This is a genomic window from Arsukibacterium sp. (assembly GCF_033722355.1).
GTDB lineage: Bacteria > Pseudomonadota > Gammaproteobacteria > Enterobacterales > Alteromonadaceae > Alishewanella.
This window is the reverse complement of record NZ_JAWVZF010000015.1, coordinates 1-18,867: the sequence shown is the minus strand read 5'-3', so window position 1 is coordinate 18,867 and position 18,867 is coordinate 1. Positions and strand designations below refer to the sequence as shown.

Here is an 18,867-nt window from a genome sequence, read left to right as displayed (position 1 = left end):
TCATGTCGAAGAATCATCATGAAAAAATAGAAAAAAGCGTTGGCTTACTGGGTATTTTCACCGTTATCGCGATCAGCTTTGGAACGCTGGTGCAGATTACGCCGCTGATGTTTATGGATGAGACCAATCAACCGATAGACGGTTTAAAGCCATACACTGCACTGGAAATGGAAGGCAGGGATATTTATATCCGTGAGGGCTGCAATAACTGCCACAGCCAGATGATCAGGCCGTTCAGAGCGGAAGTGGAAAGATATGGTCATTACTCAGTAGCCGGTGAAAGTGTCTGGGAACATCCGTTTTTATGGGGCTCCAAGCGCACCGGTCCTGACCTGGCCCGGGTTGGTCAGCGTTATAGCGACGACTGGCACTACGCTCACTTAATGGATCCACGTTCAGTAGTACCTCAATCGAACATGCCGGGTTTTCCGTGGCTGGATAGCGCTGTTCTGGATGGTAAAGATACTGCCCGTAAACTTGAAATTTTCCGTAGTTTTGGCGTGCCTTACACTGATGAAGATATTGCCGGTGCTGCTGATGCAGTAAAAGGAAAAACAGAAATGGAAGCCCTGATTGCTTACCTGCAATCACTGGGCACAGCATTGAAGTAATGATTATGGGATTTGCAACAGTTCATAGTGTATTAACCGTCATTCTGTTCGTTGGCTTCGTTGCGTTAGTTATCTGGGCTTACGGTAAAAAACGTAAGAAAGATTTTGACGAAGCTGCCAACCTGGTATTTGACGACGAACCAGAATCTAAAGAACAAAAAAACAAACGGGAGTCAGATCATGAGTAGCTTCTGGAGTGCTTGGATCATCGTTTTAACTTTACCTGTGCTAATTGGCTGCTTCATTTTACTGCGCTGGAATTTAACCAATTATGTTGGTGTGCCGGAAGATGAAACAACAGACCATGAAGTCGATGGCCTGAAAGAAGTCAATAATCCACTGCCAAAGTGGTGGACTTACATGTTTTATGGCACCTTAATCTGGTCAGTATTTTATCTTGCCGCCTATCCGGGCCTGGGTAACTGGCCAGGGTTTTTAAACTGGACCAGCTCCAATCAGGGTATCAAGAGCCTGGAAGAGTCACGTGCGGCGGTAGCGCAAGCTAAAGCTGAAGGACGAAATGTTCAGCTGGATATTGAAATCGAAGCGGCATTAGAAACTTATGGTCCGGTGTTTCAGCAGTTTGCAAAACGCGATGTGCTTGATTTAGCCTACGACCCCGATGCACTGAAAATCGGTCAGCGTCTGTTTTTACAAAACTGCGCCTTGTGTCACGGCTCTGATGCCCGTGGTCAGCGCGGCTACCCTAACCTGACTGATAACGACTGGTTATATGGTGGCAGCCCGGACAAAATCAAAGAAACGCTGTTATATGGCCGCAGAGCAGCGATGCCTGGCTGGCAGGAAGCACTGGGTGAGCAAGGCATTAAAGAAATGACCGCCTATGTGCTGAGTTTATCAGGCCGAGCCGTAAATGAGCGGGATGCCAGTGCCGGCAAAGCTAAGTTCGCGTTATGTGCAGCCTGTCACGGCGCTGATGGTAAAGGCAGTGTGGCGCATAATCTGCCATTTGGCGCCCCTAATCTGACCGATAATATCTGGTTGTATGGTGGTTCTGCGGCGGCAATTGAAGAAACACTGGTCAAGGGGCGTTATGGCGTGATGCCTGCTTTTAAGGATACCCTCGGCGAAGACAAGGTGCACATCCTGACCGCTTATATTTACCGGTTATCTAACCCGGAAGATCAGCGTTAAGCGGGCATTTTCGGGAAAAATCAGGCTAATACCTACTAAGCCCCGTATCGGGGCTTAGTATTATGAAATATGAGGTAATAATGCAGCAGGATACAAAACCCTGGTACAAGCAAGTCTGGCCCTGGATCCTGATTGCCATCCCGGTTTTTACTGCGTTACGGGCAATATATGCCGTGGTACTGATGAATCAGCAACAACCTGATCTGGTGATTGACGATTACTATAAAGCCGGTAGAAGCATCAATTTACAGTTAGCTAAATACCGTGAGGCGGCCCTGCGCAATTTAAATGCCACCGTGCTGATTGCCGGTAACCGGGCTGTGGTGCGTTTTGCTGAAAATGCCGTGCTGGATGACAGCATTCATCTGGATTTTTATCACCCGACACTGGCCGCTCAGGATTTTGCCGTCGATGCGATGCGCAGCGGTGAATTACTCTATGTTGCTACCCTGCCCCTGACACCGACCGGGAAATGGCGGCTGAATGTCAGTGATGACAGCAATGAATGGAAATTACGAGCCACCTTCGAGCTGCCTGCTGTACAGGAAATTAAGCTTGGGTATTAATTGAAGATAAGCAGAGGCCGGGTTGACAACACTTAGCTGTTTTCATTGTCTTGAGCCGGTAGTTACCGGTGAGCGTTTTCAGTTAACAATTAATGACCAACCCGCGTTGTTCTGTTGCGCTGGCTGTCAGGCTGTGGCCAGGACTATTATCGACAGCGGCCTGGCTGACTATTATAAATTCAGAACAGAGGCAGCGGCTAAAGCCGAGCTTATTCCAGACGAGCTTCGAAGCAGTTTGCAGCAATACGACAGCGCCGATGTGCTGGCAGAGATAAGTCAGCCTCAGCAAGATGGTACTGAACTGGAATTGGCTATCAGTGGCATGAGCTGCGCTGCCTGTGCCTGGCTGATAGAAAAACATCTGAATAAACAACCCGCTGTTAATAAAATCAGTATTAACTCTTCTACCCAGCGGGCACTGCTTAACTGGCAGCCTGGACAGTTAGCGCTCAGTGAAATACTGTTACTGATTAATCAGCTTGGTTACCAGGCGAGCCCTTTCGTGGCCGATGAACAGGAAAGTCAGTTTAAAGCTGAGCTGAACCGGTTTCTAAAGCGTCTGGCGGTATCGGGCATTATGACAATGCAGGTAATGATGCTGGCGTTTGCACTGTATTTCGGTGAATACAGTGGTATTGAACAGTCGCATCAGGGCTATCTGCGCTGGATCAGCATGCTGCTGACGCTGCCGGTGGTATTTTATGCGGCACTGCCGTTTGTCAGCAGCGCCTGGCGGAGTGTTAAAGCGCGGCAGCTGAATATGGATGTGCCGGTAAGCCTGGCAATTTATTACACGTTTTTCGCCTCGGCGTATGCCACCGTTATGCAAACCGGAGAGGTTTATTTTGAGTCGGTTTGTATGTTTACTTTCCTATTGCAACTCGGTAAGTTTTTTGAGTACCGCGCCCGGGCTCAGGCTCGGGATGCTACCAGTAACCTGCTGAAAATTATGCCGGTATCGGCTACCTTACTGCAAGATGAACAACAACTGGTCGTTTCTGCCCGTCGTTTGCATGCAGATGATCTTATTCTGGTGAAACCCGGTGAAACCCTTCCTGCAGATGGCGTTGTTATAACGGGTAGCAGTACGGTAGATGAGTCGATGCTGACAGGCGAATACACTGCTATCAGTCGCAAGCCCGGCGATCCTGTGCTGGCAGGCAGCATTAATCACGATGGCCTGCTGACCGTAAAAGTGACCAGTGCCCTTGCCCACTCCCGCCTTGGCCAGATAATCCAGCTGCAACAACAAACGTTACACAGTAAACCCCGGCTGGTGGAGAAAACCGACCGGCTGGCCCGTTATTTTGTCGAGCGACTATTGCTGATTGCCGCCGGCACCTTCGCGCTGTGGTATTTCTGGCTTGATGCCGACCGCGCATTCTGGGTTACCCTGTCAGTGTTAGTCGCCACGTGTCCCTGCGCATTGAGCCTGGCCACGCCAACGGCTATCACCTGTGCGCTATCGCGCTTAAACCGACTGGGCATTCTGGTCAAAAACGCTCAGGCATTAGAAACGCTGCCGGAATTGAGCCATATTATCTTTGACAAAACAGGCACGCTGACCGAAGGCCGCTTTAGTATTGTTAATATACAGCGCTATCAGACTGCATCGGCTGATGATCTTAGCAACGCAGATTTACTCAATCTTATTGCCAATCTCGAACAGCATTCCGAGCACCCGATTGCCAGAGCCTTTAAAACAAGTTTGCAAAAAACCTTGCTGATAGAACAGATCACCATCAGTGTTGGTCAGGGTATCAGTGGCCACTGGCAAGGCCGGCTGCTAAAGGCAGGCAGTGCCGCTTTTTGTCAGATAAACAAGCTGCAGGATAACAGCGCGGCTAACGCAAACGTTTTTGTCACGCTGGACCAGCAATTAGTTGCTGCTATTACCCTGGCCGATAATCTGCGCCCCGGCACAGCAAAACTGATTGCTAAGCTCAAGCAACAGGGCTATCGGGTTGGTATGCTCAGTGGTGACAGTTCAGGCCAGGCTGCACAGCTGGCTGCTGAACTGAAATTAGATTTTATGCAGCAAGGCTGCAGCCCCGCAGATAAAGTGGCGGCTATTGATGCTCTGGTCAATGCCAATCATAAAGTGCTGATGGTCGGCGACGGTATTAACGATAGCCCTGGCTTTAATGCAGCTCATATCTCGGTTGCAGTGGACTCTGGCACTGATTTGTCCAAAAACCAGGCTGATGTGGTATTGTTACAACCTGATATTAAATTGCTGGCAATTTTACTAAATGGCGGCAAGCAGACAGCCCGGGTGATCCGACAGAATCTGGCGTGGGCGGTTGGCTACAATCTGTTGATTATACCGTTGGCGGTCGCAGGTTTTGTGTCACCCTATATCGCTGTGCTGGGTATGTCTTTCAGTTCATTGCTGGTTGTTTCCAATTCATTAAGACTACTGAAAAAATGAGTCTTCTACATTATGAGCCTCTTCGCATATGAGTATCATTTACGTCCTGATCCCAATCGCCGTTTTATTTGTCATGCTGGGCCTGGCCATTTTTTTCTGGGCGGTACGCAGTAAGCAATTTGAAGATTTGGATAAAGAAGGATTCAGCATTTTATTTGATGAACAACAAGCGCAGCCCAAAAATACCACTGACGCTGCAACGGAGCAGGCAACGGCCACATCCTCTGCTAAGACTAACCAACAGCAGGATAAATCCAGTCAATGATTGCCGACTTGCTGGCTGCGTTATTAATCGGCTTTCTGGGCAGTAGTCATTGTATTGTGATGTGTGGCGGTATTGTTGCCGCTTTGCAACTGGCGCTGCCAGCGCGTCGTTTCAGCTGGAAATTAGCAATGCAACTGTTATTGAGCCTTGGCCGCTTAACCACCTATGCGCTGTTGGGTGGCCTGGTAGGTTACTTTGGCATGCAGGCAATGTCTTTGGCAGGTATATCGCTGATTTGGCTCAGGTTAATAGCAGGTTTTTTATTGTTGCTGATGGCGCTTTACATCGCCCGTTTATGGTTCGGACTGGCCTTGCTTGAGCGCGGTGGCCAGGTTTTATGGGCGTTAATTCAGCCGGTAAGTAAGCGGATAATGCCACTTGACAGTCTGCCTAAAGCTTACCTGTATGGTCTGTGCTGGGGTTGGTTACCCTGTGGTCTGGTTTACTCCACTCTGGGCTGGAGTCTGGCCAGCGGCAGTGTCAGCCAGGGTGCACTGATCATGTTGTTTTTCGGGCTGGGTACCCTTCCCGCCCTGCTGACGTTTGGAAGTCTGGCCAGCAATCTGAGTAAATTTAAAAACCGGCCTCTGGTGCGATACAGTGCGGCTGCAATATTAGCGACCTATGGTATTTATACAATATACCTTGCTTTAAAAAGGCTAGTTTTTTAAGCTGTAGCAGTTATTACGGGGACAATCAGGAAACCAGATTATGCAACGTTCAGCTATTAATTGTCAGGACTGTGGTTTCAGCCAGTTGTGCTTACCGTTTTCGCTCAGTGAGCAGGAGCTTAGCCGTTTGGATGATATTATTCAGCGTAAAAGACCTCTGCATAAAGGCGATATGTTGTTTGAAAGCAATACCCCGTTAAAAGCCTTGTTCGCTATCCGCTCCGGTTCCTTTAAAACCTTTACCCTGACCGAGCAGGGTGAGCAGCAAATCACTGGCTTTCATTTGCCGGGAGATGTTATCGGTTTTGATGCGATTAATACCGAATTACATAACAGCTATGCAGAAGCGCTTGAAACCGGCATGGTATGTGAAATCCCCTACCCCAATCTGGAAAACCTGTTAGATCAGTTGCCCAAGTTGCGTCAGCAACTGATGCGGTTAATGAGTCAGGATATTCAGGCCGATCAACAAATGTTGTTATTGTTAAACCGGAAAACTGCCGAACAGAAACTAGCCACCTTTCTAAATCATCTGGCACAGCGGTTTGGCAGCCGGGGCTTTTCAGCCAAAGCCTTCCGTTTATCTATGACCCGCAGCGATATCGGCAATTATCTGGGGCTTACCGTTGAAACCATCAGCCGGTTACTCAGTAAATTACATAAAGACCAGTTAATCAGTGTTGATGGCAAACTCATTACTATCAATAATTCAGCGGCTTTGCAGCAACTGGCGGGGAATTGTTAGGATATTTGATTTAGCACAAGCTGAAGTTTTCCTCAATGCGGTTTTATTGACTACACTTTTCGGTAGCAACCATCTGCAGCTGCTACCTGCCTTATCAATTTAGCATGGAGAGTGTAATGACCGTTTTCAGTGATGTGTTAATTGTGCTGGACCCAACCGATAACCAGCATAAAGCCCTGAACCGGGGTTTGGAGTTAGCCCGGAAACAACCTTGTAAGCTCACGGCTTTTTTGTCGGTGTACGACTTTTCCTATGAAATGACCACTATGTTATCGGGTGACGAACGCGAGTCGATGCGCCAGGCTGTCATTCATGACCGTGAACTGTGGGTAGGCGAGCTGATAAATGATGCCAGAAATCAGGGTATAGATATTGGTTTAAAGGTGGTTTGGCATAATCGCCCGTTTGAAGCGATAGTGCATGAAGTGATTGAACAAAATTTCGACCTGGTTATTAAAGGCACCCACAATCATGACGTGCTTAAATCAATGATATTCACTCCTACTGACTGGCATATTTTACGTAAGTGTCCCTGCGCAGTCTTACTGGTTAAAGAGCATGAATGGCCTGAAGATGGCAATATTATTGCTGCAGTTAATGCCGGCAGCGAACAGGAACATCATCAGTCACTAAACCAGCGGGTGATCAGTAACGCTAAAGCCATGGCCAGGGTATTGCAAGGTAAGGTGCACCTGGTCAATGCATTTCCCGGTACACCGGTCAATATTGCCATCGAGATCCCGGAGTTTAATCCCCAGCAATATAACTCAGCCATGCGCCGCCATCATGAAAATGCGGTCGCCGAACTGGCCCGCGACTTTGATATGGCGGAAGAAGATACTCATGTACTGGAAGGTATGCCAGAGGATATTATCCCGGCACTGGCGACTGAACTGGATGCTGAAATGGTGGTAATTGGTACCATTGGCCGTACCGGATTCTCTGCCGCCATTATCGGCAATACTGCCGAACACTTAATTGATCAGCTCGACTGCGACGTTTTGGCGTTAAAACCGGCAAACTTTGTCAGTCCGTTAGCAAAACACTAAATCCGCCCTATGGTAATGGCGCACACTTGGTTATAATGTGCGCCATTTTTCCGCAGGATCTCAGAAGTTATGTCGCACGCAGCACAAGCAAAAGCCCAATATAATTTAAATAAACTGCACAAGCGGCTGCGCCGCGGCGTGGGTCAGGCTATCAGCGACTTTGGCATGATAAGCGAAGGCGATAAAGTGATGGTTTGCTTATCTGGCGGAAAAGACTCTTATACCATGCTGGATATTCTGTTGAACCTGCAACAGTCTGCTCCCATCAGCTTCAGTATTGTCGCTGTTAATCTGGATCAGAAGCAACCTGGCTTTCCTGCTGAAGTGTTACCGAATTATCTTGCCGGCATTGGCGTCGACTATCAAATCGTTACTGAAGATACCTATGCCATCGTAAAAGAAAAAATCCCCGAGGGCAAAACCACCTGTTCTCTGTGTTCACGTCTTCGCCGCGGCATCCTTTACCGGACTGCGAAAGAGCTTGGCGCGACTAAAATTGCCCTGGGCCATCACCGTGACGATATGCTGGAAACCCTGTTCCTGAATATGTTTTATGGCGGCAAAATGAAGTCGATGCCACCGAAGCTGATAAGCGATAATGGCGAGCATATCGTGATTAGGCCGTTAGCCTATTGCAAAGAAAAAGATATTGAAAAATATGCGCAGGCGCGCCAGTTTCCCATTATTCCCTGTAACTTATGTGGTTCTCAGGATGGGCTGCAGCGCCAGGTGGTTAAAGAAATGCTGCAAGACTGGGACAAACGCTTTCCGGGCAGAATTGAAACCATGTTCCAGGCGATGCAGAATATCGTACCGTCTCATTTAGCAGATCATCGTTTATTTGATTTTGCCGGCATTGTAAAAGACAACGCTAATGCCGTTGAAGGCGATACCGCATTTGACCGGATGGCGGTACCGGCTGTTCCGGTGGGACTGGTTGTTAATGATGATACTGATGATACTGATGACACTGGCATCCGGCCAGACTCGAGCAGTCTGGCTAACGGATTTAACATCGTACAGTTATCTTAGTGACAAAAGCAGACAGCCGGTTTAATCTTCCAGAAACCGGCGGTTAAACCGGATCATACTGCTAATTTCAGCGATGTACTCATCACCACGTTCTGAGTAACGGCCTAAGCCGGCAGCGAGCGCTTCACCACGAATTGGCCTGCGCTCTGCCCGTAATTGCGCCCGGATGTCCCGTAACGCCTCGTAAGTATGAAAAGTATTCAGATTATAAAAGTAGCTGCGAATACTTTGCGCCGGGTTGTCAAACTTTGCCACTTCATGACTTTGATCTTCCCCCCGGTTAAGTGGCACCAGGCCACACCCTTCCCGGAAACACCACTGACCAAAGAAGTTATACCCCTCGACCGCAAAACGGCTGGTACCCCAGGCAGATTCGTTCGCCGCCTGCATTAACACCAGACTTACCGGTAAAATATCTACTCTTTTCAGTAATTCCTGCAGCATTTGCGGATCGGACTCAGCAACGTCCATCCGGAATTCATCGTACAGACTGTATAAAAAAGCGTACTCATTAATATTGAGCCGTTGGTTTTTTTGCTTCTTTTCTGCCAGCACCAGCAATTGCTGACGTAAGTTACGCAGTCTGCTGTTTTCGCGCTGGACATGCGGTCGCAAATAATCGAAAAAGGCCCGCTTTTTGGCATTGGTTTCCCTGATAGCATTAAAATCAGGTAATGGCGTAAACGGCACTGCCGGTTCGGTGTAGGCCAATCGCTGTAACACCTTTTGTTGATCGGCCTGGCTAAGCGCAGCAATTCTGCCCGGACGCTGCCACTCATCGAGTGAATCTGGCTGGGGTACTGGCTGTAAACCAACAAAGGGGCTCAGTGTTGCATAAGCGACAACACACCAGCTGGCAACAATGACACTTCTTTTAATCAAAAACTCACCACTGTTATTCTGCAGTATCCCAGACAGCCAAAGACAGCCAACCCGGTTACTGTTTTAGAAATTGACAGGTATTTTAGCCTTTGCCCGGCTCAGAATGAACTAAAAAATATTTCACCCTGTTTTTTTACATTATTTTGTCAACAATTGTGGTCACTGCATTGCAAAACAGCCCCGGTTATGTGACAACTACACTCTGTTGTTTTAGCTATCTGGATGGATATTATTTTAGGGGGCAAACCAGTTCCGGCTATGAAACCAATTGAACGTTCAACCAAACTTGATGGCGTCTGTTATGACATTCGTGGTCCCGTGGCTCAGGAAGCCAGAAGGATGGAAGAGGAAGGCCATCTGATATTAAAGCTGAATATTGGGAATCCGGCACCTTTTGGCTTTGAAGCACCGGACGAAATACTGAAACACGTTATTCATAACCTGCCCACAGCACAGGGCTACTCTGATTCTCAGGGTATTTATCCGGCAAGGGTTGCGGTGGCACAGTACTACCAGCAGCGCGGTATCAGAGGCGCCGATGCTGATGATGTCTATATTGGCAATGGTGTGTCAGAGCTTATTTTAATGTCGCTGCAGGCACTGCTGAATAATGATGATGAAGTGCTAATCCCCTCACCTGATTATCCGTTATGGACGGCTGCGGTAAATCTGGCCGGTGGTAAAGCTGTGCATTATCGGTGCGATGAACAGCAAGACTGGTTCCCGGATCTTGCTGATATTAAAAAGAAGATCAGTAACAGAACAAAAGCAATAGTGCTGATTAACCCCAATAACCCCACTGGTGCGGTTTATGATCAACCCTTTTTACTGGCGCTGCTCGAAATCGCCCGTGAACACCGGCTGGTGGTATTAAGCGATGAAATTTACGACAAAGTGTTATTTGACGGCACCGAGCATATCAGTACGGCAGCGTTGGCTGACGATCTCGTTATGCTGACATTCGGCGGCTTATCAAAAAATTACCGGATAGCAGGTTTTCGGGTTGGCTGGTTGTTCATTTCAGGTGCCAAAAACCTCGCCCGACATTACATTGAGGGTTTAAATGTGCTGGCCTCAATGCGACTTTGTGCCAATGTCCCCTGCCAGCATGCGGTGCAAACGGCATTAGGCGGCTATCAGAGCATTAATGAACTGGTGGTACCGGGTGGCCGCTTGTATGAGCAAATGGTATTAGCTCACAGGCTGGTTACTGAGATTGACGGTTTAAGCTGTGTGCGGCCCAAAGGCGCCATGTATTTATTTCCGAAAATAGACCGGAAGAAAATCCCGATTAAAGATGATCAGTTATTTGTGCTGGATTTTCTGCGCCAGCACAAAGTATTGCTGGTACATGGCCGGGCCTTTAACTGGCCGGAACCCGATCATTTTCGCATCGTTTTTTTGCCGCACAAGGAGCAACTGGCCGCCGCACTTGGCAAACTTGGTCGTTTCTTACCTGGCTACAGCCAGTAAGTCGCAGAGGCCATAACCGCCGCAGCACGTCGCAGCGGCGGTTAACGTCATTATTTGTTATAACGAAAACACCGTGTTCTTCGGACTAATCACCGCAAGTCTGCATTTAATTTCTTGTTTCTGCTTCCATTTAACAGTAGTCTTGCTTAACTATATAGCCATCCATACCGCCGAAATAATATTAATGATCGATTATTCCTTTCAACAGGCCTTTGAAAGCCTGACGTCAAAACTGGCAGCTGTCGTCTTTTATGCCTTTGAGATTAACGGCGTAGCCATCCCGATGGTTTTAATCTGGCTGATCAGTGGTGCGCTGGTATTTACCTGTTATCTGGGCTTTATCAATGTTCGCGGCTTCGGCCATGCTGTCAGGCTCCTGAAAAGCAATAAAACCACTGCTGCCAACGGTGAGATTAGTCCTTTTCAGGCGCTGAGCACGGCTTTATCGGGCACCGTTGGCACTGGTAATATTGCCGGTGTGGCAATTGCGATTAGCTTAGGCGGCCCCGGCGCAACGTTCTGGATGATAGTTGCGGGCTTACTGGGGATGTCTACCAAGTTTGTCGAATGCACCCTGGCTGTAAAATACCGGCAGATTAATCCCGATGGCACTGTCTCCGGCGGTCCGATGTATTATATTAAAGCGGCCCTGGATAAATTTAATCTGCCGCTGACCGGTACCATACTGGCGATGGCATTCTCTGTGTTTGTCATTTTTGGTTCAGCTGGTTTTGTTCATGTTAATCAGGGTTTTGTCCAGGTAAAAAGCGTGACCGGCTTTGACAACGCCTGGCTGTTTGGCGTTATCTATGCGCTGTTGGTCGGGGCGGTTATTATTGGCGGCTTAAAAAGTATAGCCCGGGTAACCAGTAAACTGGTGCCATTAATGTGTGGCATCTATCTGGCGGCATCGTTGCTGGTTATGTTTACTCACTTCAGCGCCATCCCCTCAGCACTGTGGTTAATTGTCCAGGGGGCCTTTACGCCTGAAGCCGGTTACGGTGGCTTTATCGGGGTGCTTATTCAGGGATTTCGGCGCGCGGCTTATTCAAACGAAGCCGGTATCGGTTCATCACCGATTGCCCACGCCGCTGCAAAGACTAAAGATCCGGTCAGCCAGGGCTTTGTCGGCTTGCTGGAACCCTTTATTGATACTGTGGTGATCTGCACCATTACTGCTCTGGTCATTATTTTAACCGGTGCTTACCAGACGCCCGGTCTTGACGGCGTTCAGATCACCTCTGGTGCCTTTGCGTCGGTTGTCAGCTGGTTTCCCTGGGTGCTGATGGTCGCGCTATTGCTGTTTGGGTTTTCCACCGTAATCAGCTGGTCATATTATGGTTTAACCGGCTGGCGCTATCTGGTCGGGCACGACAAACGGCTAACCCAGCTTTATAAAGTGCTGTTTTGTTTTATTGTTTCAATCGGTGCTGTGCCCAATGTAATGGCGGTGTTCGACTTTATTGACTCAATGATCTTTTTAATGGCCGTGCCCAATATTCTGGCATTATACCTGCTGTTACCGGAGGTAAAAACCGACCTAAAAGCTTATTGGCAGAAACTGGCGCGTTAGCGCCAGTCAGATTGGCTGGTGCTGTGCAATGATTGCTATGCTGCCATTACCACAGCTAAATCCTGCCCGCTCAGGCAGCCTTGGTGGTATCGGCCTTTTGCTCCAGCTTTGGCTCTGCTTTCGCCGTTTCAGCTTTTGCAGCTGGCTTTGCGGGCGCTTTCGCAGGTTTTTTTGCACCTAACGCTACCAGTAAGGCATCTTTATGCTGGGCCAGATATAGCGCCAGAGTTTCCGTTTGCTGGTCATCTTTTAATAAACTGCTGGCACTTAAAAAACTGGCCAACTCATCAGCGGTGTCCAGCATTTTGTCATAGGCATCGGCCTCCGCTTTTGAGGTGAATGTCATTTTTTCTACTCCGTTGCGCTCTACAATATATTTAATTACCACTGCCATTTTGCTGCCCCTGATTAATTTTAACTGTTATTTTATACAGTACAATTTAACCAATGTCGAGTGCTCGAATTAAAATCGTTTGTCGCGTACTATAACGGTTATCACTAAGCCGCTTTATCATAATTAAGGAAAGTTATGTCAGCAATCTGGTCTGAGCGACTCTCAGAGGGCAACCACGACCGCCCCAATGACCAGCGTTCGCCCTGGCAACGCGACCGCGCACGGATTTTACATTCTGCTGCGTTTCGACGTTTACAATCTAAAACTCAGATCCTGGGTATCGGCCAGAATGATTTTTATCGGACAAGGCTGACCCACTCGCTGGAAGCCGCCCAGATTGGCACCGGCCTGGTAAGTCAGCTGGCAAAAAAAGCAGCCGGGGATATTAAGCCAGTTCTGCCTGATACCAGCCTGATGGAAGCGTTATGTCTGGCCCATGATATTGGCCACCCGCCTTTTGGCCACGGTGGCGAAACAGCACTTAACTATAAGATGCTGACTGATGGCGGTTTCGAAGGGAATGGCCAGACATTACGGATTGTTGCCAAACTAGAACCCTACACCCAGCATCACGGTATGGATTTAGCCAGACGTACTTTGCTGGGCTTATTAAAATATCCGGTATTGCAGCCCAATTTGCCGCGGCCTGCCGACAGCAATAATCCGCTTAATTTAAACCAGTGGAAACCAGCAAAGGCAATATTCCAGATCGACGCTGATATTCTGGACTGGATTTTACAGCCATTAAGCACCGCCGATCGTACCGCCTTCCAACAGGTAGAGAGTTTAGCGCAGTCGCCTTTTATTAAATCGCGATTTAAATCGCTGGATGCCTCCATCATGGAGCTGGCTGACGATATCGCCTATGGGGTCCATGATCTGGAAGATGCTATAGTGCTCGGTAATGTCAGCTATAGCCAATGGCAGCATTACACCGGTGATGACATGCAGCAGCTGGGCGCCAAGTTATTCGCCAGCGAGCATCATATCCGAAAAGATGCTATCGGTTCGCTGGTTAACCGGCTAATCACCTCGGTAGAGGTGTATCAGGCCCTGCCAGAGGCAGCAGAGCCGTTAATTCGTTTCAATGCGCGGTTGCCAAGTGCCGAAACGGCGCTGCTGCATAGTCTGAAACAACTGGTGTTTAATTGCGTCATTCGTCAGCCATTAATTCAACAGTCACGATTCCGCTGCCAGAATATGCTGCTGCAGCTGTTTGATGCATTTGCCTCTGATCCCAGCCGCTTATTACCCCTTAATACCCAGCAACGCTGGCACAGCGCCAATGAACAAGGCCAGGGTATGCGGGTAATTTGTGATTATATCTCCGGCATGACTGATGATTACGCCGAACGGATGCATAAAACCCTGTTCGGCCCTATTTAATATCAGTTTATTACAGTTAACAGCAGCGATGGGAGAACCCTGCAGTTTTGAATAACCTCCGTGTTCTGGCCGGCCCCAGTGCTATGGCCCATATTAAACAGCATGGCCTGCGCTCTGATGATATCAGTGTTATGGTCGGCGCCAGTGGTGGCCCGAAATGGTTCAGCCTGTTTGGCCTGGACCAGTATCTGCTGGCCGATTTTTTTGCCGGTCGCACCAGGCCGCTGCATCTGCTTGGCAGCTCGGCCGGTGCATGGCGTTTTGCCTGCTACGCCCAGGCCGATCCGGTTGCTGCATCAAAGCGCTTTGCCAAAGCCTATTCCACCATCTGCTACCCGGCGGGTGCTGATATTACTGAAGTGACCCGTATTTCAGCGGCGATTGTTGACGAAGTATTTCAGAGCGAACAGCAGCTGACAGAAGTGCTGGACAACCCGGTAATGAAGCTAAACCTGATTGTTGCCAAAGCGAGAGGACTTAACCGAAATCCGCAGAAATTAGCACAGCTGACAGGGCTGACCCTGGCTGCGGCGGCTAACTTACTGAACCGGCGTTATCTGCAGCACTTTTATCAGCGGCTGCACTTTCACCCTGAACATTGTCAGGCGCCTTTTCATTGTCATTCCGGTTTGCCAACCCGACATGTGCCTTTAAGCCGGGCTAATTTACGCCAGGCAGTAATGGCAAGTGGTTCTATTCCGTTAGTGCTGTCACCGGTAACTGATATTGCCGGCGCAGGCCCGGGTCAGTATTATGATGGCGGTATTACCGACTATCATTTTGATCTGCCATTTAGTCATCATGGTCTGGTGCTCTATCCACACTTTTACCCAAGGCTAACCCCTGGCTGGTTCGATAAGGCATTAAAATGGCGCCGGGCAAAGCCGGCGCATTTACATAATGTCGTGCTGCTGTGTCCCAGCGCCAGCTGGATAGCCAGTTTACCCAACGGCAAAATACCAGACAGAAACGACTTTAAGCTGCCTGATGCCGAGCGTCTGACTAACTGGCGGATAGTGCTGGAGCGCTCACATGAACTGGCCGCGGCGTTTGCCAGCGGCCAATATCAACTGGAGCCTTTATGATAACCGGATTATTGACTCGTCACAGTCAACGGACTTATCTGAAATTCGGTCGGTACAATATCCAGTTTCACGCGATAGGCACTGCCGCTATCGAGTAAACCGTCCAGATATTGCCAGTAACCGGTTGTAAATTCATCCTGGCTGAAACGGAGTGTAAACCCCTTGCCTGAGCCCTGATGCAGATAACTGACGACTTCACTCGCCCCTTTGTTATCCACCAGGTCAAAGGTCAGCAGATCTTTGAGCCTGCTGTTACGGCTGAACACACCAGACACCACCGGTGTTGCGATATTAAGATACTCCTGGCCAACGGTTGCGGATTTCAGCGGATTAGCGACAAATTGTTCCGTATCAAAATGATAATAATCCCCCCCCTGCATCACGCTGATCCGCACATCCTCAATGTGATAACCATGAGGGTTAGCCAGGCGCCGGGCATTGCTGACATCGATTGCCGTTACGGCGCCTGCGCCTATAACCTGCACACTTTTATTATGAGCGGTGTATACCAGGGCAGTATTTTCATCAATACCAAAGCCCAGTGGGAAGCGATCTTTATTCAGCTCAGTTGCAACAATTAATCTGCCAAACCTTGCTTTGCGGTCAAAATGCTGGTCAATAATAGCGTGGGGGAAAAACCCTAACCCCTTCGCCAGCATCAAGGGTCCGTTTTCCTGATCCTGCATGCCAGTGTAGCTGTCAGTCGTCCCTTGAGTCAGCGCGCCCCAGGAATCGCCGGCAGCAATCATTATTTCACTCATCATTGCCGCACCAGCGCTGGTACCGCCGACTACCCCTCCGCGTTGATACAGCGCCCAAATCGCCTCGAGCAACACTGATTTCTGGCCGTCAGGTGCTAATGTTGCGGTAATATTCAACTGATCACCACCTAAAAACCAGACCGCCGTATACTGACTCAGCCGCTCAGCCAGCTGGGTGTCAGTTGCGCCACGGCGCCACTCACTTTCATCAACCTCTTCGGTGCTTTTGTCATCGCTGACCGCAACAGGGAACAAGGTCATCTGATCTTCATCCAGACCATAGCGCTGCATATCGTGCTGAAATTGCTTAAAATACTTAACGGGCTGGCCACTGGCAGCAGGTATTACGGCTATCCGCGCTTGCAGCGGCCCGCCTGCCAGTTCAATAAACCGCTGATATACCTCGGTGTTTGATCCGGCCAGCGCACCGCCAACCAGCACCAGCGCCCCTTTATCTGCCAGTTGTTCTGGCTGGGGAATAACCGCTTCGGTACAACCAAGGATCAGGCTGAAACTTATCACGCTAATCGGAATTGAAAGTAACTTAAAAATCATTGAATGCTTCACCAGATTTGCTCCATCTTGTTGCTTTTTAGTATGGTTAACTGTCCAGGCTGTTCTTTTTATTGTCGCCCACTGAACAGAGTACCAGATTTAAACTGGCAAGGTCACTCACTAAGCGGTATGCTCGACCGAGGCTTACTTTAAGCTGATTATTAAATCAGTTGCGTATTGGAGATGTCACTATGCTCAGTTCATTACTGCTTACCCTGTTTATCGCCATGTTACTACCATTCTTAGCCAAAGCCCCTCTGGCCTTTGCCATGCAAAAAGCCGGTGGCTATGACAACAGTAACCCCAGAGAGCAGCAAGCGGCGCTCAAAGGTTTTGGTCAACGAGCCAATGCCGCCCACTACAATAGTTTTGAAGCATTAATTATCTATGGCTGCGCGGTCCTGACGGCTATTGCCATGAATATGCTCGACAGCACGACCGTGATTCTGGGTTGGGTATTTATTGCCAGCCGCATCCTGTATTACTTCTGCTACTGGTTTAACTTCGCTACGTCTCGCTCCACCATCTGGCTGGTTGGCATGATCGCCGCGTTCGGTATGGCAGGCCGGGCGATTCTGGGATAAAACAAGCTGATTAGTTATCCGGCAGCATGCCGGGCATACAGCCTGGCTTATTGCTGCCGGATCATATTGACAGACAAAAGGTCATCCACTCTAACTGAAAATTAAGCTGCTTGTTTTTTACCTTCCCAGTCTGCCATGCCACCTTCATAATCGTAAACCTGTGTAAAACCGGCTTTCTCCAGCGTTTTTGCCGCGTTAGGCGAGGCATCACATTCTTTATTGGCGCAATAAACGATAATTTTATGGTTTTTATTTTCACCCACCACCTCGGCGACATCGGTTACAAAATCGTCGTTTTCAGGAAAAGGAATATTAATAGAGGTGCGGATGTGCTTTTTATTAAAAGCATCTTTAGGCAACACATTAATTAATACAAAATCTGCCTCTTCTATTTCATTTAAACGTTTGATATCTGCTTTAGTTACTTTTTTCATAATATTCGTCCTCTTTTCAGCTATCTGAATGCGTGTTCCGCTGCTTTGGCCAGGTAAAAGCGCGGCTTAGCGCAAACATTTTAGATCAAATACTTTTCTGCAAAAATTAAACCAGAGTTTTATGCGCTTAGCGCTTTGCCATAAGCCAATCTATCCGCCATTAATAATCAGTATCTTGTCCAGCCACGCTTTATTTTGCTAATAACAAGAAATCCTTGACGGGCTGGCATGCTGAACATATCAGGTCGGTTTAGCTGCCGGCATTTTGAAATTATTGCAGCTGATAATGAATTTATTGCCGCTGATATACAGCTAAGCAACGGGCTAATCGGTATTGTTTTAACTGCTCAGGTGATATCCAACGCTACATCAGCTTAACGCGCTCTCATCACCGCCATCCTGAGTAAACAGGCAAGATGCGCCTGTCGCATCGCGCAGGCTCCATAAGTAGTCGGCATCGAGCTTGTCCGGTAACGGGAATATATTAAGATCAGCCTCCGGTGCAGTGCGGGCATAGCGACCAAAGTCGCCGGTTGCCAGATGCACTTCGGTTTTCGCAGGCAACCGGGCCAGGTCGACTAAGCGCTTCAGAAATTTCTCGGCTTGCTTTTTGTTATCCTTGCTTTCGTCTTCCACGGCCGCGATAACTGTCAGGGTCGCATCCCAACTGTCCATTACCCGGTACGCCAGCAGAATAGCAAGGTCAATATCGGCAAACTCCATCTCCAGTTTCCAGTCAGGGCTAAGGTCGGGCAACCAGAGATTCACTCTGCGCCGCCGGCCAAGCCCGGCCACTTCATGCTGCACCAGTAAGGCTGCGCCCATCCGCTGCAGTTTGGCCTCTTCCAGCACTTTTTGCAGCGAAGCATGGGTTTCTTTGTTTTTCGGCAGTTCAAGCAACAGCAGGTTAGGCCGGAAAAACGAGCCCGCCATCGCCTGCATACCAATTCGCACATCATCAGGAAACCGATCAGATTCAATGACCGTTGAGGAGGTAAATACCCCGGCATCGGTTAACGCCTGCTGGGCATCAAGCAGTTTTTCCTGCAATTCGCCGACTTTACTGGCCGGCGACAGCCCCAGTAGTTTGACCGATCCCATCGGATAGGCCAGTTGCTCAACCAGCTCGAACGAGCCACGTAAACGGTGCGGATCTTCAACCGGCAGCAGGATATTCGGTTTCCATGCGCGCTCTGACACACCCTGGGTAAGCTT

20 protein-coding genes are annotated in these 18,867 nt (G+C 48.9%); 15 read left to right on the top strand and 5 right to left on the bottom strand.

Annotated elements, in window-relative coordinates:
• Positions 1-2: 2 nt before the first annotated feature.
• From ccoO to ttcA, 10 genes are all read left to right on the top strand, one after another.
• Positions 3-611: a cytochrome-c oxidase, cbb3-type subunit II gene (gene ccoO / locus R3177_RS03250; RefSeq protein ID WP_318969604.1), complete on the top strand. Its 609-nt coding sequence runs from the start codon at positions 3-5 to the stop codon at positions 609-611.
• Positions 612-616: 5 nt separating this feature from the next.
• On the top strand, positions 617-799 hold the full coding sequence (locus R3177_RS03245; RefSeq protein ID WP_318969603.1) for a cbb3-type cytochrome c oxidase subunit 3: 183 nt from the start codon (positions 617-619) through the stop codon (positions 797-799).
• On the top strand, positions 792-1,766 hold the full coding sequence (gene ccoP, locus R3177_RS03240; protein WP_318969602.1) for a cytochrome-c oxidase, cbb3-type subunit III: 975 nt from the start codon (positions 792-794) through the stop codon (positions 1,764-1,766). Before R3177_RS03245 ends, ccoP begins: the two co-directional genes overlap by 8 nt.
• 62 nt (positions 1,767-1,828) lie before the next feature.
• Complete coding sequence (locus R3177_RS03235; protein WP_318969601.1) at positions 1,829-2,332, top strand: FixH family protein; 504 nt, start codon at positions 1,829-1,831, stop codon at positions 2,330-2,332.
• 22 nt (positions 2,333-2,354) lie between these two features.
• Positions 2,355-4,763, top strand: coding sequence for a heavy metal translocating P-type ATPase (locus R3177_RS03230; RefSeq protein WP_318969600.1), 2,409 nt, complete (start codon positions 2,355-2,357; stop codon positions 4,761-4,763).
• 28 nt (positions 4,764-4,791) lie between these two features.
• A complete protein-coding gene (gene ccoS / locus R3177_RS03225; protein ID WP_318969599.1) occupies positions 4,792-5,028 on the top strand; it encodes a cbb3-type cytochrome oxidase assembly protein CcoS in 237 nt (78 codons plus the stop codon).
• On the top strand, positions 5,025-5,699 hold the full coding sequence (locus R3177_RS03220) for a sulfite exporter TauE/SafE family protein (protein WP_318969598.1): 675 nt from the start codon (positions 5,025-5,027) through the stop codon (positions 5,697-5,699). Before ccoS ends, R3177_RS03220 begins: the two co-directional genes overlap by 4 nt.
• A 40-nt stretch (positions 5,700-5,739) precedes the next feature.
• Positions 5,740-6,444 carry a fumarate/nitrate reduction transcriptional regulator Fnr gene (gene fnr, locus R3177_RS03215; protein ID WP_318969597.1) on the top strand — a complete coding sequence of 235 codons (705 nt, stop codon included), beginning with the start codon at positions 5,740-5,742 and terminating at the stop codon, positions 6,442-6,444.
• Positions 6,445-6,560: 116 nt separating this feature from the next.
• On the top strand, positions 6,561-7,493 hold the full coding sequence (gene uspE, locus R3177_RS03210) for a universal stress protein UspE (RefSeq protein WP_318969596.1): 933 nt from the start codon (positions 6,561-6,563) through the stop codon (positions 7,491-7,493).
• Positions 7,494-7,562: 69 nt separating this feature from the next.
• Positions 7,563-8,525 (top strand): tRNA 2-thiocytidine(32) synthetase TtcA, encoded by a 963-nt coding sequence (gene ttcA, locus R3177_RS03205; RefSeq protein ID WP_318969595.1) that lies wholly within the window; start codon positions 7,563-7,565, stop codon positions 8,523-8,525.
• 21 nt (positions 8,526-8,546) lie between these two features.
• Here the strand turns inward: ttcA and R3177_RS03200 are convergent, their stop codons facing one another.
• Positions 8,547-9,407: a glucosaminidase domain-containing protein gene (locus R3177_RS03200; RefSeq protein WP_318969594.1), complete on the bottom strand. Its 861-nt coding sequence runs from the start codon at positions 9,405-9,407 to the stop codon at positions 8,547-8,549.
• A 258-nt stretch (positions 9,408-9,665) separates the two neighbouring features.
• Between R3177_RS03200 and R3177_RS03195 the strand changes: the two genes are divergently transcribed.
• Positions 9,666-10,880 (top strand): pyridoxal phosphate-dependent aminotransferase, encoded by a 1,215-nt coding sequence (locus tag R3177_RS03195; protein ID WP_318969593.1) that lies wholly within the window; start codon positions 9,666-9,668, stop codon positions 10,878-10,880.
• A gap of 184 nt (positions 10,881-11,064) precedes the next feature.
• Positions 11,065-12,453 carry an alanine/glycine:cation symporter family protein gene (locus R3177_RS03190; RefSeq protein ID WP_318969592.1) on the top strand — a complete coding sequence of 463 codons (1,389 nt, stop codon included), beginning with the start codon at positions 11,065-11,067 and terminating at the stop codon, positions 12,451-12,453.
• 70 nt (positions 12,454-12,523) lie between these two features.
• On the opposite strand, the gene R3177_RS03185 is transcribed toward R3177_RS03190, so the two are convergent.
• Entirely contained in the window at positions 12,524-12,847 is a 324-nt protein-coding gene (locus tag R3177_RS03185) for a YebG family protein (RefSeq protein WP_318969591.1), read from the bottom strand.
• Between the two features lie 135 nt (positions 12,848-12,982).
• On the opposite strand from R3177_RS03185, the gene R3177_RS03180 reads away from it, so the two are divergent.
• Positions 12,983-14,233 (top strand): anti-phage deoxyguanosine triphosphatase, encoded by a 1,251-nt coding sequence (locus R3177_RS03180; RefSeq protein WP_318969590.1) that lies wholly within the window; start codon positions 12,983-12,985, stop codon positions 14,231-14,233.
• 83 nt (positions 14,234-14,316) lie between these two features.
• On the top strand, positions 14,317-15,318 hold the full coding sequence (locus tag R3177_RS03175) for a patatin-like phospholipase family protein (RefSeq protein WP_318969589.1): 1,002 nt from the start codon (positions 14,317-14,319) through the stop codon (positions 15,316-15,318).
• Between the two features lie 8 nt (positions 15,319-15,326).
• On the opposite strand, the gene R3177_RS03170 is transcribed toward R3177_RS03175, so the two are convergent.
• Positions 15,327-16,646 carry a cyanophycinase gene (locus R3177_RS03170; RefSeq protein ID WP_318969588.1) on the bottom strand — a complete coding sequence of 440 codons (1,320 nt, stop codon included), beginning with the start codon at positions 16,644-16,646 and terminating at the stop codon, positions 15,327-15,329.
• A 179-nt stretch (positions 16,647-16,825) separates the two neighbouring features.
• On the opposite strand from R3177_RS03170, the gene R3177_RS03165 reads away from it, so the two are divergent.
• Complete coding sequence (locus R3177_RS03165) at positions 16,826-17,218, top strand: MAPEG family protein (protein WP_318969587.1); 393 nt, start codon at positions 16,826-16,828, stop codon at positions 17,216-17,218.
• Positions 17,219-17,319: 101 nt separating this feature from the next.
• Here the strand turns inward: R3177_RS03165 and R3177_RS03160 are convergent, their stop codons facing one another.
• Positions 17,320-17,652 (bottom strand): rhodanese-like domain-containing protein, encoded by a 333-nt coding sequence (locus R3177_RS03160; protein WP_318969586.1) that lies wholly within the window; start codon positions 17,650-17,652, stop codon positions 17,320-17,322.
• Between the two features lie 369 nt (positions 17,653-18,021).
• On the bottom strand, positions 18,022-18,867 hold an 846-nt coding region (locus tag R3177_RS03155; protein ID WP_318969585.1), incomplete at its 5' end, for a hypothetical protein.